Raw genomic sequence first — 15222 nt, forward strand, 5'->3', positions numbered from 1 at the left:
CTCCGCGCCTCAGCGGTTGCAGCCCGACCCTCAGCGTCCTGAGCGGGCGAACGCCGAGGCGCGAGCGCGGACCTCTGGCGCTGGCGTGTCGGCCTGAACAAACCCCGCCCCCGTGCGGAAACCGCCGACATGGTTGGATAGGTCCGCCGCATCGGCCCGCAGGGCGTGGGTGGCCTGGGTGGATCGCTGGACCATGGCGGTGTTGCGCTGGGTGACCTGGTCGAGCTGGTTGACGGCCACATTGACCTGCCCCAGGGCGGAAGCCTGCTCGTTGGCCGAGGCTGCGATCTCGTCGACCAAGGCGTCGATCGAGCCCACCTTGTCGACGATGCCACGCAGGGCCTCACCCGTCTGGCCCACCAGGTCGACGCCCTCGCCCACCTTGCGGCTGGAGTCGGCGATCAGGGTCTTGATCTCCTTGGCGGCGTCGGCCGAGCGCTGGGCCAGGGCGCGGACTTCCTGCGCGACGACCGCGAAACCGCGACCGGCGTCGCCGGCCCGCGCCGCTTCGACGCCGGCGTTCAACGCCAACAGGTTGGTCTGGAAGGCGATCTCGTCAATGACGCCGAGGATCTGCGAGACCTTGTCCGAGGAGCTTTCGATCTGCGTCATGGCCTGGGCCGCGCGGGTCACCACCGCGCCCGAGGCTTGGGCGTCGGCGGCGGCTTGCCGGACCTGAACAGAGACCGCCTTGGCGCTCCTGGCGGTGCGGTCGACGGTGGCGGTGAGTTGTTCGACGGCGGCGGCGGTCTGTTGCAGGGTCGCGGCCTGCTGCTCGGTCCGCTGGGCCAGGTCGTCGGCGGCGTGGGCAATGTCGTCGGCCCCGGCGCGGATGCCCGAGGTGGCGCGGGTCACCGCGTTCATGGTCTTGTCGAGCGCTGCGGCGGCGTTGTCGAAGTCGCTCTTCAAGCTCTCGAACTCGGCTGACAGCACGCCCTCAACCCGCGCCGACAGGTCGCCGGCCGCCAGGCGCGACAGGGCCACGCCCAGGGCGGCGATGGCCGCGGCGCGCTGGCGGTCGGAGGCCTGGCGCTCGGCCTCCAGCCGGTCGCGTTCTTCCAGCAGCACCGAGAAATAGGCCGAGACCGACAGATCGATGTCGAGGAACACCGCCTTGGTCAGGGCCACCACCTGATCGGCGCCGTCGGTGTCGGCCTTGCCGCCGCCGAACAGTCCGCCCTTGCGGCGCTTGGCCAGCACGGCGCGGATCAAGCCTTCGACGACCAGGGCGTAGCCGCCGATCGACCAACGCGGCTCAAGGCCCGCGCGGGCGTTGGACTGGCCGACGCGCTCGACCGCCTGCAGGTAGTCGGTGCCTTGATCGCCCGAGGTCATCCGCTTCCAGTGCGCCACCTGGCGGGCCTGGGCGCTTTCACCGCGCCCGCCCTGGAAGAGACCGCTAGTCTCGGCGAAGCCTTTCAGCTGGACGTAGAAGCTGTCCAACGCCGAGGGGATCGCGGCGTCGAGGGCCGGCTTGGCCGCCTGCAAAGCCGTCCTCGACCGATGATCGAAACGCATGAAGGCCATGCGCTGGTCGAGTTGCGGGTTGGCGCTCATGCGAGGAGTTCCGATTCACTTCGTGCGTTCAAGCAACGAGCCGTGACGGGAATTCATTAACCAAGATTGAAGCGGGGCTGTCGGGTGCAGATAAGACGCGGTTAGATGCTCCTCGCGAACCAGACAATGAAGGCGGCGACGCAGAGCAGGCCGAGCCAGAGGATCACCCTTACCCACAGGGGGTCAGGCGGCGCGACCTGGGCGGGCCATGGCACGGTCAAGGCGCGAAGCGCCGCGACGAACGCGGCGCTGGCGCCGACGACTCTGACCCAGTCGAGCTGAATCCAATGCCGAGCCATGACGATGGATTCCGCGTCCGTGATCGTATTCTTGGGCGAGCCCAGGCCATGGTACCAGAGCGCGGCGTTCATCGGCCAAAACGCGGTAACCGTGAGGATCAGCAGAGCGAGAATGCCGATCGATGGGAGGCATAGGAGCCAGCGATAACGCCATGGCGTCTTCCAGCCCGCAATCAGGGCCCCGAACGCCGCGATGAGCATGGCTGCTGAGAAGGGGATAAAGAAGGCCCCCGTATCGACCGGCCATGCCTTGCCATAGGGCATCATCGCCAAGGACTGCGGCGGGTGGGCGCTCCAAGCGCCTGCCAAGACAACGAGATCGAAGAGCTTTGCGCCAACCAAAGGGCCGCCGACCAGCACCGCCAGCCACAAGAAGGCTCTGGTTGCAACTTCACGACGCGGCATGTCCGACCCCTAGCTTGGCTTGAGAAAGTGCCCGATGTCGAGCCAAGTGTCTATTTCAGCATAACCCGACCGGCAGGTCCGTTTCGCACCACGTCTTCGGCGCTCGATCCCTGCGTTCAGACCTTCCAGCCTGCTATCCTCTATGCCGTCCACAGATAGCGCCATGTCTCCGAAATCGGCGCCCCGCCGCGTAGCAGCCGCAGCGACAATTCCACGTTCGTGGCCGCCGGCTTCAGCCCGAACGCCGCCCGCGCCGAGGCGTCTTCCGGATAGGGCGACAGGGCCCGCCAGGCGATCTCGCCGCCCGTCGCCTCGACCTCCAGGGCCACCCCATCCAAGCCCTCGGCGAGCGCCCCGCCCTGCAGGTCGACGGTGAACAGCCGCAGGCCCGCCTGGGCGTCGGCGCCTGTGCGCGTGCGGAACACCCGCGCGCCGGGGGTGGCGAAGCGCTCCTGGCCCCAGTGCAGGCGGTAGCGCAGATCGACCTGCGAGCCCGCCGCCCACGGCTGTTCTGGCCGCCAGAAGATGGCGATGTTGTCGTCGCTCTCCTTGGTGGTCGCCAGCTCGGCCAGATGGATGGCGCCCTTGCCCCAGGGGTCCAGGGGCTCGACCCACAGGCTGGGCCGCAGGTCGTAGCGGGCCTGCAAGTCACCGAAGTCTTCCAAGGCGCGGGCTCGCTGCACTAGGCCAAAGCCCTTGGGGTTCTCGTCGGGGAAATTGCTGAGCCGGTGGGCCTTGGGGTTCTGCAGTGGCCGCCACAGATGCTCGTCGGCCCCGGTCCAGATCGCCAGGCCGTCGCTGTCATGCACGGCGGTGCGGAAGTCATCGACCGGCGAGGCGGCGGCCACGTTGAACAGGAACATGCTGCTCATCCCCGCTGCGCCGGCCTTGGCCATGGCCACGCGCGGGAAGATGGACGCCGTCACGTCAAACACCACGTCCTCGCCCGGGCGGATCGTGAAGCTGTAGGCGCCGGCGCAGCTGGGACTGTCCATCAGGGCGTGGACGACCACTGCCTCGCCTTGGTGGGCCTCACTGGTGTTTTGGGGCCGCTCGAGCCAGAAGGCGATGAAGTCGGGAAACTCCTCGTTGGGCTCACCCGCCCCAATCGCGAGGCCGCGCGCCGAGAGGCCGTAGCGCTGGCCGCGGCCCAGGCTGCGGAAATAGCTGGCGCCCTGGAACACCGCGATCTCGTCCAGCTTGTCGGCGTCGTTCAGCGGATAGAGCAGGCGGAAGCCCGAAAAGCCGTTCCAGGCCTTGGCGACATCAGCATGCTCGCCGGGAATGTCGAACATCGCCGGGTCGAAGGCGATCGGCCGGGCCAGCCCTGCGGCGACCTCGTGGATCGGCAGCGGGAGGGAATAGAGATAGGCGGGCGGGAAGAACTCCGCGCGGAAGGAGGGACGGCGGTCCTTCCACAGGTCCGCCTCGGGCCGGAAGCGGATGCGGAAATAGTCGTCGTAGGACAGACCCGAGAGGGCCGGCTGGCGCGCGGGCTGGATATAGGAAGTCACGGCCAGGCGCCGGGCGCGTTCGCGCAGCAGTCCGACGGAAAAGGGCTCGGCGGCGTCCTCGACCTCGGCTTCCTCCCCGGCCCGCGCCATCGCCAGCCGGGGGGCCAGGGCCAGCACGGCCGATAGCGAAAGCTTGCCGAGCGCCGCGCGCCGGTTCACGGAACTCGAATACATGCTGGCCTTCTAAAGCAACCCGACGTCACCGCGCTACCGAACGCGGCCTGGACGGCGCCGATTGGCCTTTTCGCCTTGGAACAGGGCGCCGATAGGGCGATCGGCGACGAGGCTGCTGGCGTGACGTGGCAGGCGCGTCTATCACGGCGCGCAACAAGCGCGACCTTGGTGCGTTTGGGCTTTGGTCGACCTCTTTGCTAGGGTTGCGACGTCTGGAAAGAGAGACCTAAGGGCTTCATGGGCGCGCCGGCTGATTTTACCTTCGAGGACATCGACGGCCATCGCACAGCCGTGCTTTCCGGCGACTGGACCGCGCGCGGCATGGTCGACGCCGGCGAGCGTCTTGTCGGCGCCTTGGATGGCTCGGACGCCGTCGATCTGGACCTAACCAACCTCACTCGCTGCGACACAGCCGGGGCCTATGCGATCATCCGCGCCGCTGACGGCCGGGTCACAGCCGGTCACATCAAGGCCAGCAGCCAGACCGAGCGCCTGCTGAAACTGGTCGGCGACGCCGTCCAGGTCGAGCCGGAGGCCGCCCCGCCCCGTCGCGGCTTCCAGGCCCTGCTTGAACGCGTTGGCCGCGGCGTGTATGGCCTGGGCGACGATCTCTACAGCACCCTCGCCTTCCTGGGCCACTTGCTGGTGGCCATCGGCCGCTGCATTGCCAAGCCCAGCCGCATTCGCTGGGCCCCGGTCTTCTCGCTGGCCGAGCGCGCCGGGCTTGACGCCATTCCGATCGTGGCCACCACCACCTTCTTCATCGGCGCGGTCGTGGCCCTGCTGGGCGCCAACCTGCTGACCCAGTTCGGGGCCCAGGTGTTCGCGGTCGAGCTGGTCAGCATTTCGGTGCTGCGCGAGTTCAACATCCTGATTACCGCCATCCTGCTGGCCGGGCGTTCGGCCTCCAGCTTCGCGGCCGAGATCGGCTCGATGAAGATGAACCAGGAAATCGACGCCATGCAGGTGATGGGCGTTGACCCCTACGAAGCCCTGGTCCTGCCGCGCTTCACCGCCCTGCTGATCACGATTCCCCTGCTGACGTTCGTGGCCACCCTGGCCGGCCTCGCGGGCGGCATCGCGGTGACCTGGGCGGTGCTGGACTTGTCGCCGGGCTTCTTCCTGCAGCGCATGAACGACAGCGTCGGCGTGCAGCACTTCTGGATCGGCATGTCCAAGGCGCCGGTGATGGCCATGGTCATCGCCGCCATTGGCTGTCGCCAGGGCATGGAAGTCGGCAATGACGTCGAATCTCTCGGCCGCCGCGTGACCTCCGCCGTCGTCCAGGCCATCTTCGCGATCATCGCCATCGATGCGATCTTCGCCCTGGTCTACATGGAGATAAACGTATGACTTCGGTCATCGCCGCTCCCGCCGAAGACCAAGCCCAATCGACCGCCGAGGCGCCGCCGGTCCGGGTCACGGGCTTGGTCTCGCGGTTTGGCGACAACATCATCCACGAGAACCTGGACCTGACCGCCAATCGCGGCGAGGTGCTGGGCGTGGTCGGCGGTTCGGGCTCCGGCAAGTCGGTGCTGCTCAACACCATCATCGGCCTGAAGGTCCCCGACGGCGGCACGGTCAAGCTGTTTGGCCAGGACATGGCCGACGCCTCGCGCAAGCGCTGGAACGTCATCGAGCGGCGCTGGGGCGTGCTGTTCCAGCAGGGCGCGCTGTTCTCGAACCTGACCGTGCGGGAGAATGTCTCCGCGCCACTGCACGAGCATACCCGCCTGCCAAGGCGCGAGATCGACCACCTGGCTGACCTGAAGATCGCCCTGGTTGGCCTGCCCGCCCGGGCCGGCAATCTGAAGCCCGCCGAGCTGTCGGGCGGCATGCGCAAGCGCGCGGGCCTGGCACGGGCCCTGGCCATGGACCCCGAGCTGCTGTTCCTCGACGAGCCGACGGCCGGCCTGGATCCGATCAGCGCCGCAGCCTTCGACACCCTGATCAAGGACCTGTCCGACAGCCTGGACCTGACCGTGTTCATGATCACCCACGACCTGGACACCCTCTACGAGATCACCGACCGCATCGCGGTGATCGCCGACAAGCATGTGGTCGCCACCGGCTCCGCCCAGGAGCTGGAGAAGAACGACCACCCCTGGATTCAAGAGTATTTCATGGGACCGCGCGGTCGCGCGGCCGCCGGCAAGGCGACGCCTCAACCCGCGCCGCAGGCGACACCAAGGACGAGTTAATGGAAAGAAACGCCAACTACGCCCTGGTCGGGGGAGCGACGCTGATCCTGTTCATGGGTCTGCTGATCTTCGGCGTCTGGCTGGCAAAGCTCAGCTTCAACCAGGAGTATGACCTGTACGACGTGTTGTTCGTCGGGCCCGTTCGCGGCCTGCAGGACGGCGGCGAGGTGCATTTCAACGGCATCAAGGTCGGCGAGGTCACCAAGATCGCGCTGGACAAGAGTGACCCCAACCGGGTCATCGCCCGGGTGCGCGTCACCTCGGACGTGCCGATCAAGACGGACAGCTTCGCCACTTTGGAGCCCCAGGGCATCACGGGCGTCAACTACATCCAGATCACCGCCGGCGCGCCCGCCAAGCCCTTGCTGAAGAGCACGGTCAAGAAGGACGAGGTGGCGGTAATCCGTAGCCAGCGCAGCGCGCTTTCGGACCTGCTGGAGGGCGGCGGCACGGTGCTGACCCGCACCATCGAGGCGCTGGACCGCATCAACCGCGTGCTGTCGGATGACAACGTCAAGACGGTCAGCGCCGCGATCAGCGACGTGCAGTCCGTCACCGCCGAGCTGCGCGAGCGCAAGGAGATCATCGCCGACGCCCAGCAGGCCCTGCAGAGCATCGAAGCCACCTCGACGCGGATCGGCCAGCTGTCCGACTCGGCCAATGGCCTGGTCAATGGCGACGCCAAGCGGACCCTGGCCAATCTGGGCGACGCCGCCGACGAGCTGAAGGCCACCGCCAAGGACGTGCGCGGCATGGTCGGCAAGCTGGAAGGCCCGACCAGCGACTTCGCCACCACCGGCCTGCCCCAGCTGTCGGCCGCCGTCGTCACCCTGCAATCGGCCGCCGAGTCGCTCGACCGCCTGGTCGGCGAGGTTGAACAGAACCCGCGCGCCCTGGTCAGCAAGGCGCCGGCCAAGGAACTGGAGGTCCAGCCGTGAGCACTCTTTCCATGAGCGTTGGGCGCGTCGCCCTGCGATCCCTGGCGGTCGCCGCTACGGCCCTGGCCCTCACCGGCTGCATCAGCCTGTTCCCCAAGGCGGATCCGTCGGGCCTCTACCGCTTCGGCACGGCGGCCCCGGCCGCGACCAGCGCGCCGGTGGAGAAGTCGTTCGGGGTGTTCAAGACCCCGACCGTCTTCACCCGCGCGGCCATGGGCGACCGGCTGCTGACCTTCACCAATGGCGAGGCCGCCTATATCGCCGGCGCCCGCTGGGTGTCGCCGGCCATCGTGCTGTTCGACGAAGCCGCCGCCCGGGCCTTCGAGGCCGAGAGCAGCCCCGCCCGCCTGGTCACCCGCGGCGAAACCGGCAAGGCCGCCATGGCCCTGCGCCTCGAGGTCCGCGCCTTCGAGACCGACTATGTCGACGGCCCCAAGGCGGCGCCCGAGGTGCTGGTCGAGATCCGGGCCGTCATGACCCGCAACGGCGACCGCGCCCTGCTCGGCGACAAGGTGTTCCAGACGCGGGTCAAGGCGTCGGACAACCGGGTCGGCGCGATCGTCCAGGCCTATGACCAGGCCAACAGCAAGACACTGGCGGACATCATCACCTGGGTGGGCGCTGCGGGCGCGAAGCTGCCGGCGGCGTAGATCCGCCGCTCATTCCAGCGCCGCGATTTCCTTCTCCCCTTGCGGGAGAAGGAACGCGCTGGAAAGGTCGATGACCTCTCTCCGAGATGTGACGCCCCCTACCCCCGCACAAAAATGTTCTTCAACCAGTGCGAGCCGGCCTTGGCGGCCTGGCCCCAGTCCTCGTCTTCGCTGGCGGCGTCGGGGGCGTAGCCCCAAGCGTTGAACAGCTTGACCTTCGTGGCCTTGAAGGCCGCGATGTTGCGCGTCACCAGGGTCAGGCCGTGCTCAAGGGCCGTGGCGGCCAGCAGGGCGTCGCGCCCTCCCCCGTGCGGCAGCTGGGCGCAGCGGCGAACCACCGCCGCATCGACGGGCAGGATGCGGCCGTCAAAGGCCGGCGCGACCTGGACGTCCAGCCAGGCTCGCAGGGCCAAGCCGTGGGTCTTGTCTCGACGCTCGGCGCGCCCTACCCCAGTCTCCAGCTCCAGCAAGGTGAGCGCCGAGATGAAAAGGCTGGCCCGCGCCACCCCGCCCGCCCAGCCGGCCAGCCCCGGGTCGGTCCCGCCCGACTTGGCGTTGCGCAGCTCGAAGACGATGTCGGTGTCGAGCAGGTACATCAGCCGCCGCTCCGGCGGTCCCAGGCGTCATCCGAACGCGCGGCGTCGAGGTCGATGGCCGGAAGTCCTGGCATGGCCAACAGGTCAACTATGGTCTCGGTCTGGCCGGTCAGCCGGCGATAGGTCTCCACGCTCATCAGCACGTGAGTCGCCTTGCCGCGATCGGTGACGAACACCGGCTCGATCCGCGCGGCGCGCTTGGCCTGGCTGACATCCTGGTTGAAGTCGCGGCTGGAGATGACTTTCACGGATCCAAATACCTACATTGACAAGGCTGTCTTGTAGGTACGTTACTACATTGTGACCTTCCGGCAACAGGGAATAAGCCAGCAAAAACAATCTTCTGTACAACCTCGTCAAAAACGGAATTTCAACTTGCGAGCCAAAGCCAAGTCTGCGCGGCTTGGCGCCAACGGCGGTCAACGCCGAGGGGTTTTCACAAGGGGGGACAGTACGTGTCCGACATCATCGCCAGTCTTGTCAGCACCGTCAGCGGCATTCTCGCGCCGCACGGGCCGGCAACCGCCTCCGCCGCGCACAGCTATGCGCCGGGCGATTTCAGCGTTCACTTCTTCCTGCAGCTCGCGGTGATCCTGCTGGCCTGCCGCGTGGTCGGCTGGCTAGGTCAGAAGCTTCTGGGTCAGCCCCAGGTCGTGGGCGAGATGATCGCCGGCGTGGTCCTGGGCCCGTCCTTGCTGGGCCTTGTGTTCCCGCACTTCCAGGGCATGCTGTTTCCCAAGGAAACCAAGAACGTCCTCTATGTCGGCGCCCAGTTGGGCGTGGGCCTGTACATGTTCATGGTCGGCACCAGCTTCCAGGCCGCGCACTTCAAGGCCAAGGCCAAGAGCGCCGCCAGCGTCTCTCTGGCCGGCATCATCGCGCCGTTCCTGATCGCCGTCGCCATCACCCCCTTCCTGCTGAAGGTGCCTGGCCTGTTCGCCGAGGGCATCTCGCGCGCCAACGCCACCCTCTTCCTGGGCGCCTGCATCGCCCTGACCGCCTTCCCGATGTTGGCTCGGATCATCAATGAGCGTGGTTTGGCGAAGACCTCGCTGGGCACCCTGTCGCTGACGGCCGGCGCCTTTGACGACGCGGTGTCGTGGTGCGTGCTGGCCGTGGTGCTGGCCACCTTCGGCGGCGGCCCTGGCGTGGCGGTCCTGGCGATCGGCGGCGGCGTGACCTACGCCCTGTTCCTGGCCTTTTTCGGTCCGCGCCTGCTGGCCCCCCTGGGCCGGATCGTTGAGCGCGAAGGCAAGATGAGCCCGACGATCCTGGCCATCACCCTGATGCTGTTCTGCCTGTCGGCCTTCCTGATGGACGCCGTCGGCATCCACGCCATCTTCGGAGGCTTCATGCTGGGCGCCGTCATGCCGCGCGGCCTGTTCGTCGAGGAACTTAAGAAGAAGGTCGAGCCGCTGGCCGTCGTCCTGCTGCTGCCGATGTTCTTCACCTATTCGGGCCTCAACACCCGGATGGACATGGTCAACTCGCCCCAGCTGTTGCTGATCGCGATCGGCATCCTGGCCGCCTCCATCCTGGCCAAGGGCGTGGCCTGCTACGCCGCCGCCCGCCTGTCGGGCGAGGACAACCGAACGGCCCTGGGCATCGGCGCCCTGATGAACTCGCGCGGCCTGATGGAATTGATCATCATCAATATCGGCCTGCAGAAGGGCATCATCGGCCCGACCCTGTTCTCGATGCTGGTGCTGATGGCCATCGTCACCACGGTGATGGCCAGCCCCCTGTTCGAGGTGGTCTACGGCAAGAAGGCGCGGGAGAGCGGCGAGCTCGAAGCGCTGGACGGAGCCGCGGCCAAAGCCGCCTAGAGCAAGCCGCGCGATATAGAAATCGCACGGCTTGCTCTAGATTTTTGTTTTCGCATCGCTTTTGCGCAAAACCGGTGGCCGCTTTTCCGCGCGATGCTCTAGGCAAGGTCTTGAAAGCCGCTTGCCTTAGCCCCGCTCCTCTGGAGCGGGGCCCTTCTTATGCGTCCGCTTCCGAGGCCAGGTCCCGCAGTGGCGCGCGAGGTGCCTGTTTGAGCCCGACGAGCCCTTCGAAGGCGAGCGTTTTGACGCCTGTCCAGAACTCGCAATAGTCGCGCCACAGGTCCGGCACGAACCAGGCCCCATGGCGGTAGGGCGCCGGCGTCCCGATCCGCATGGCTTCCCGCGGGGCGTCGCGCCACGTCCCGAACAGACGATCCCAGATGGGCAGGAGGGCGAGGTTGATCGGCATCCGGTTGAGGCTGTGATGCAGGCGGTGGTGCAGCGGCGACTGCACGACCCAACGGCCGACCCAGCCGAAGTTGGACTCGATCCGCGAGTGAATCAGAAGCCGAATGATGATGATCACGATGCCGGTTTGGGCCAGGGCCGCGGGGTCCGAACCCAGCAGAACGCCCGGCAGGATGGCGCCGACCACGGCAGTGAACATCGCTGGGTGCACGCGGGCGGCGGTCAGGACCGAGAATGACTCCGCGGCGTGATGGAACCGGTGCAGCGGCCAGAACACGCGCGAGTGGTCCAGGCGATGGCTCCAATAGTCGAGCAGCGTGTAAAGCAGGAACAGGATCGCGGTTTGAAGCAACAGGGGGGCGCCGGCGATGCTGATATCGATCCCGGTCGCGTCGGCGAAAAGGCATCGCAGCCCTGCGCCCGAAACGTACACGACGCCGAAACTCATGATCCCGGCGACCATGGTCGAAACCGGCGCCAGCTGGAAAAAGTAACAGGCCAAGTCGGACCAGCCCGAAGCGGTGCGCTCGACCAGCAGGTGCCGCACCGAGCTCTTCCGCCACCCCACCCACAAGTACTCGACCAGGAAGACGGCGGGCAGCAGGGCGCCGAGTTCCAGCGTGCGGTCGATCACGCGCCGGTGCACCTCATGCACCAGCTGGACGTGTCCGAAGAGATGCAGAACCACGGTGTCGGGAACGAGATGGCGCAGGGTCCACCAGCCCAAAGCCAGCAGGGCCAGGTGGGTGGCGACGAGCGACAACGCGACGGGATGAAACAGCCGGCGAATCGTCACGAAGAAAGGACCCAGCGCTCTCGCTGCTGGGATTGGTCCGCTATGATCCACTCGCCTATCCCTCGCCCCCAAAGCGTTCGGCACTCGCACAACGAGAGCAAGAGTTGAGCCAATAGCCCTAAGGAGCCGTTCACGGCGCAGCTTCGCTTGAGACAAAAGATGTCGAGCCCGTCGTCCGCCTCGTTTCAGGCGCTCTCCAGAGCCCGATCGAACCCGAACCGGTTGATCTGCGCGATCAGGTCGCGGTGGCTGGGCAGGTCCTGGGTGGCGCGTTCGCCAAAGCCGCGGATCTTGCGAAACAGGGTTTCGGCCGCCGCGACGTTGGGGAACTCCGCCCGTCCCGGCGACAGGTCGGTTTTGAAGCCCATGCCGTAGAGGATGTACTGGTAGTTGAAGAAGGCGAAGGTCTCGAGATCCAGGATGAAGTCAAACCGCGTCGGCGGGCGATAGCGCCATTGCTCCAGTAGATCGGCCAGCCGGTCGGGGATCGAGGCCGGATTTCTGTTGTCGCGCCAGAATGGCTCGGCGCGCTGGCTGATGCAGTAGTGCAGCTTGAGAAAGGTGATGATGTTGTCGTAGCGGGCCGTCATCAGTTCGTTGAAGCGGAAGGCGGGGGCTCCGATCGGCCCGTTATGGGGGAAGAGCTCGGCGATCATCGCCACCGCCGCCTCGATCAAGACCACGCCGGTCGATTCCAAGGGCTCCAGAAAACCAGCCGACAGGCCCACGGCGACGCAGTTCTTCACCCACTGCTTCTGACGATAGCCGGCATCGAAGGCGATGCTGCGCGGGGCGATCTCGGCGGCGGTGTCGCCGATGTAGCCGCGCAGAATCGCCTCGGCCTGGTCGTCGTCCATGTGGCCACTGGAATAGACGCAGCCGATTCCCCGGGCTCCGTTCAGGCCGATGTCCCAGGTCCAACCCGCCTCGTGCGCAGTGGCGATCGTAAAGCTCTGGATCGGCGCGTCGGGACGATCATAGGGGATCTTGCAGGCGATGGCCCGGTCGGCGAACAGAATATCGCGCACCGACTTGAAGGGCGACTGCATGGCCTTGCCGATCAGCTCGGCGTGGAAGCCCGTGCAGTCGATATAGAGATCGGCCTCCAGCCGGCCATGCTCGACAGAGATCACGTGGTCAATCGCGCCGGTTGCGTCCAGTTCCACCGTTTGCAGCGCGCCCTTCAGATGACGCACGCCCAGCTCGACGGCGCGTTCGGCCAGAACCTCGGCCAGCCGCGCCGAGTCGAAATGGTAGGCATAGTTCAGCGGACCGGCGAAATTGCCCTCGTGCGGACGCTTAGGCGCCCGCTGGGCGTCGGCGACCCGCGACTGGATGGTCATGGCCTCGGCGAACGGCGCGCGCGTCGCCTCGTCCTGCAGCAACCAGTACGGCGCCAGGCTGGAGCCGTCGGTCGAGAACGGCGCCTCAAAGGGATGGAAGAAGTGGTGGCGGGCGCCGTCCTTAGGCGTCTGCGCCCAGTCGTTGAAGCGGATGCCCTGCTTGAAGGTGGCCGAGGTCTCGCGGATGAAACGCGCCTCGTCGATGCCCAGGAATTGCAGGGTGTTGCGGATGGTCGGGAAGGTGGCCTCGCCAACACCGATGATACCGATGTCGGGCGACTCCAGCACGGTGATGTCCAGGCGCGCGTGCTCGGCCACTTGCAGATGCTTGGCCAGGTAGGCCGCCGTCAGCCAACCCGCTGTCCCGCCGCCGACGATGAGGAGGCTACGTCTACGATCCATGTCGTCTGATTAGCGGTTTTGATCGGTTTCGGCCCGCGAAATCGGGCGCCGTCGGCCTCGAAGCGAGGCCCTACAGCGCCGACAGCGGCTCGGCCGCCGCGCCATAGCCGGCGTCGGGCTGGATGCGAAGCGACGCCCCCTCGACCCACGGCTCGACCGTGACCAGCGGTCGGCTTCGCGCGGTGCCGATGGCGGCGGTCGGGCTCGCGCTTTCGGCAAGCAATTGCAGGTTCATCCGGGTGGGGAAGATCACCTTCCGTTCGCCGGACGCCGCCAAGGCCAGGGCCTCGCCGGGCGCGATCCACTCGGCGTCGACCGCCTCGTGGCCGTCGCAGATCGCCAGTTGGGCCAGGGGCGCGTGGGCGACGTAGAACCAGGTGTCGAAGCGCTTGGTCATCAGCGGCGGGGTGATCCAGCGGGCGAAGATGGTCAGGGCGGCCAGGTCCAGCTTCAGCCCCAGATCACGCACGACGTCGAGGAAGGTCACGCGGTCGTCGGCGACGGCGGCCCGCACGTCGATCGCCGCCTCGCCCACATAGGTCTCGCCTTCGGCGTCGCGGGCCAGCAGCACGCCGGCCTCCTCATAGGCCTCGCGGATCGCGGCGATGCGCAGGGCCGGGCCGTCCTCCCCGACGCTGTCCCAGCCGGTGGCGTGGTCGGTCCAGGCGGGATCATGGTCGCCGGCGTGGCTCTTGCCGCCCGGAAAGACCAGTGCGCCCGCCGCGAAGTCGATCTGGTGGTGTCGCTTGACCATCAGCACCTCGAACGGCGAGTCGCGGAGAAGCAGGATGGTGGCGGCGGGCCTTATCGGCTCTTCGGGGCGCTCTGACATGGCGTCAGCTTGTCGGAAATGCGCGCGGTTGCCCAGAGGGTTCGAACGGATGTTCGGGTTAGCCCGCCGCGGCCGCTCCCTGGGCCTGTTCACCCAGCCGGTCCACCCGCGCCAGCAGATAGTCGGTATCCTCGCGCGACATCGCCGTGGACGAGGTGAGAAACCGCTGGATCATGTGCTCCTGGAAACGCTCGCGGTCGCCGGGACGGCCGTCATAATCCATGGCGTGGAAGGCGTCGACGCCGGCCCGCAGGGCGGGGAACAGGCGCGGCGGCAGGCCAGCCCGCTCGCAGATCGCCTTCAGGCCCAGGTCGCCAGCGTCGTGGATCATCAGCCAGGTGCGGTGATGCGGTACGCCAGCCAGCTCGGCCACGCCCCACTCGAAGAAGCTCATGTGGCCATGGGCCAGGGCCCGCAGCAGCAGCGACGGGGTCAGGCGCTTGACGCTGTTGAGGTGGGCGGCGAAGCCCTTGGCGTCGGCGGCGCGGCCGGCCTGATCGACGAGATCGATCGTGGCCCGCTCCTTGGCGCCCAGAATCAGTTCCAGCGTGCGCTCGGCCGACAGGGCATGGTGGTCTAGGATGTAGTCGCGCAGCTGGTCGCCGACCATGTCGATCAGGCGCTCGGTCACGGCCAGCGGCAGGCTCGTGCGATAGGCGACGGCGGTCAGCACCTTCTCCGAGGTGGAGAACCGGTTCAGCGCCTTTTGCAGCGCGGTCTCGGACATCCGGGCGTTGTCGTTGGCGCAGATGGTGGCGACCATCTCCTCCGACCCTTGCTCGACCAGCAGGGCGGTGACCTTGCTCGACAGCCTGGGACGCTTGGCCACCGCCATCTGCCGCATGGGGCCGCCGAGACGGACGATTTCGGCGAGATCGGCGTCGCTGAACACCGGCGAGAAGCTGATGATCGGCAGCGACACGCTCTCGACGTCGCGGGCAAGCTTGTTGGCGATGTCCGGCGGCAGCACCGGTGAGTTGCGCAGGGTCACGGCCAGGGCGCGGCGCACCAGCTCGGCGGCGTCTCCCGCCATCACCCGCAGGATTTCGTCCGCCAGCGTGCGTTGATCCTCGTCCAGCTCGGCGCGGTCGATGGTTCGACACAGCTTGTGGGCCGCCAGGGCGCGCTCGTCAGGGGTCGCGCCCTTCACCAGCATGCGGATATCTTGGTCGGTGAGGGCGGCGCGGGTGGTGGCCATGGGTGTCTCCCCTATCCCCCGGGGAACAGCGTGGAATCAGATCATCTCGCGTTAAGCTTAACGATTGTTTGTGCTCGAAGGGC

General features: G+C 67.1%; 14 protein-coding genes. 5 read left to right on the forward strand and 9 right to left on the reverse strand.

Annotation, left to right across the window (positions count from 1 at the left end; translation table 11 throughout):
• Positions 1-30: 30 nt before the first annotated feature.
• The 3 genes from ACP696_RS03185 to ACP696_RS03195 form a co-directional block, all read right to left on the reverse strand.
• Positions 31-1557: a methyl-accepting chemotaxis protein gene (locus ACP696_RS03185; RefSeq protein WP_426043451.1), complete on the reverse strand. Its 1527-nt coding sequence runs from the start codon at positions 1555-1557 to the stop codon at positions 31-33.
• A gap of 101 nt (positions 1558-1658) precedes the next feature.
• Entirely contained in the window at positions 1659-2261 is a 603-nt protein-coding gene (locus ACP696_RS03190) for an anthrone oxygenase family protein (RefSeq protein ID WP_426012829.1), read from the reverse strand.
• A gap of 140 nt (positions 2262-2401) precedes the next feature.
• Positions 2402-3949: a glucan biosynthesis protein G gene (locus ACP696_RS03195; protein WP_426012831.1), complete on the reverse strand. Its 1548-nt coding sequence runs from the start codon at positions 3947-3949 to the stop codon at positions 2402-2404.
• A 237-nt stretch (positions 3950-4186) separates the two neighbouring features.
• Here ACP696_RS03195 and ACP696_RS03200 point away from each other — a divergent pair, with 237 nt between their 5' ends.
• Genes ACP696_RS03200 through ACP696_RS03215 form a run of 4 tightly spaced genes read left to right on the forward strand, consistent with a single transcriptional unit; the run spans position 4187 to position 7738 of the window.
• Positions 4187-5302: an ABC transporter permease gene (locus ACP696_RS03200; RefSeq protein WP_426012832.1), complete on the forward strand. Its 1116-nt coding sequence runs from the start codon at positions 4187-4189 to the stop codon at positions 5300-5302.
• 8 nt (positions 5303-5310) lie between these two features.
• Positions 5311-6150, forward strand: a complete 840-nt coding sequence (locus ACP696_RS03205) for an ABC transporter ATP-binding protein (protein ID WP_426013254.1) — start codon at positions 5311-5313, stop codon at positions 6148-6150.
• Positions 6150-7088, forward strand: a complete 939-nt coding sequence (locus tag ACP696_RS03210) for an MlaD family protein (RefSeq protein ID WP_426012834.1) — start codon at positions 6150-6152, stop codon at positions 7086-7088. Before ACP696_RS03205 ends, ACP696_RS03210 begins: the two co-directional genes overlap by 1 nt.
• Entirely contained in the window at positions 7085-7738 is a 654-nt protein-coding gene (locus ACP696_RS03215) for an ABC-type transport auxiliary lipoprotein family protein (protein ID WP_426012836.1), read from the forward strand. The genes ACP696_RS03210 and ACP696_RS03215 overlap by 4 nt, the downstream gene beginning before the upstream one ends.
• Positions 7739-7836: 98 nt before the next feature.
• Here ACP696_RS03215 and ACP696_RS03220 read toward each other — a convergent pair whose 3' ends face one another.
• Both ACP696_RS03220 and ACP696_RS03225 read right to left on the reverse strand, forming a co-directional pair.
• Complete coding sequence (locus ACP696_RS03220; RefSeq protein WP_426043452.1) at positions 7837-8334, reverse strand: type II toxin-antitoxin system VapC family toxin; 498 nt, start codon at positions 8332-8334, stop codon at positions 7837-7839.
• Positions 8334-8582 (reverse strand): type II toxin-antitoxin system Phd/YefM family antitoxin, encoded by a 249-nt coding sequence (locus ACP696_RS03225; protein WP_426012840.1) that lies wholly within the window; start codon positions 8580-8582, stop codon positions 8334-8336. Before ACP696_RS03225 ends, ACP696_RS03220 begins: the two co-directional genes overlap by 1 nt.
• 207 nt (positions 8583-8789) lie before the next feature.
• On the opposite strand from ACP696_RS03225, the gene ACP696_RS03230 reads away from it, so the two are divergent.
• Positions 8790-10160 (forward strand): cation:proton antiporter, encoded by a 1371-nt coding sequence (locus tag ACP696_RS03230; protein ID WP_426012842.1) that lies wholly within the window; start codon positions 8790-8792, stop codon positions 10158-10160.
• Between the two features lie 157 nt (positions 10161-10317).
• Here ACP696_RS03230 and ACP696_RS03235 read toward each other — a convergent pair whose 3' ends face one another.
• The 4 genes from ACP696_RS03235 to spbR form a co-directional block, all read right to left on the reverse strand.
• Positions 10318-11364, reverse strand: a complete 1047-nt coding sequence (locus ACP696_RS03235; protein WP_426012844.1) for a sterol desaturase family protein — start codon at positions 11362-11364, stop codon at positions 10318-10320.
• Between the two features lie 185 nt (positions 11365-11549).
• A complete protein-coding gene (locus ACP696_RS03240) occupies positions 11550-13109 on the reverse strand; it encodes a tryptophan halogenase family protein (protein ID WP_426043453.1) in 1560 nt (519 codons plus the stop codon).
• Positions 13110-13179: 70 nt separating this feature from the next.
• Positions 13180-13941 carry an NUDIX hydrolase gene (locus ACP696_RS03245; protein WP_426043454.1) on the reverse strand — a complete coding sequence of 254 codons (762 nt, stop codon included), beginning with the start codon at positions 13939-13941 and terminating at the stop codon, positions 13180-13182.
• Between the two features lie 58 nt (positions 13942-13999).
• Complete coding sequence (gene spbR / locus ACP696_RS03250; protein ID WP_426043455.1) at positions 14000-15139, reverse strand: pole-localized protein SpbR; 1140 nt, start codon at positions 15137-15139, stop codon at positions 14000-14002.
• Between the last annotated feature and the right edge of the window lie 83 nt (positions 15140-15222).

Source organism: Caulobacter sp. DWR3-1-2, assembly GCF_049896225.1.
In the GTDB taxonomy this organism is placed as follows: Bacteria; Pseudomonadota; Alphaproteobacteria; order Caulobacterales; family Caulobacteraceae; genus Caulobacter.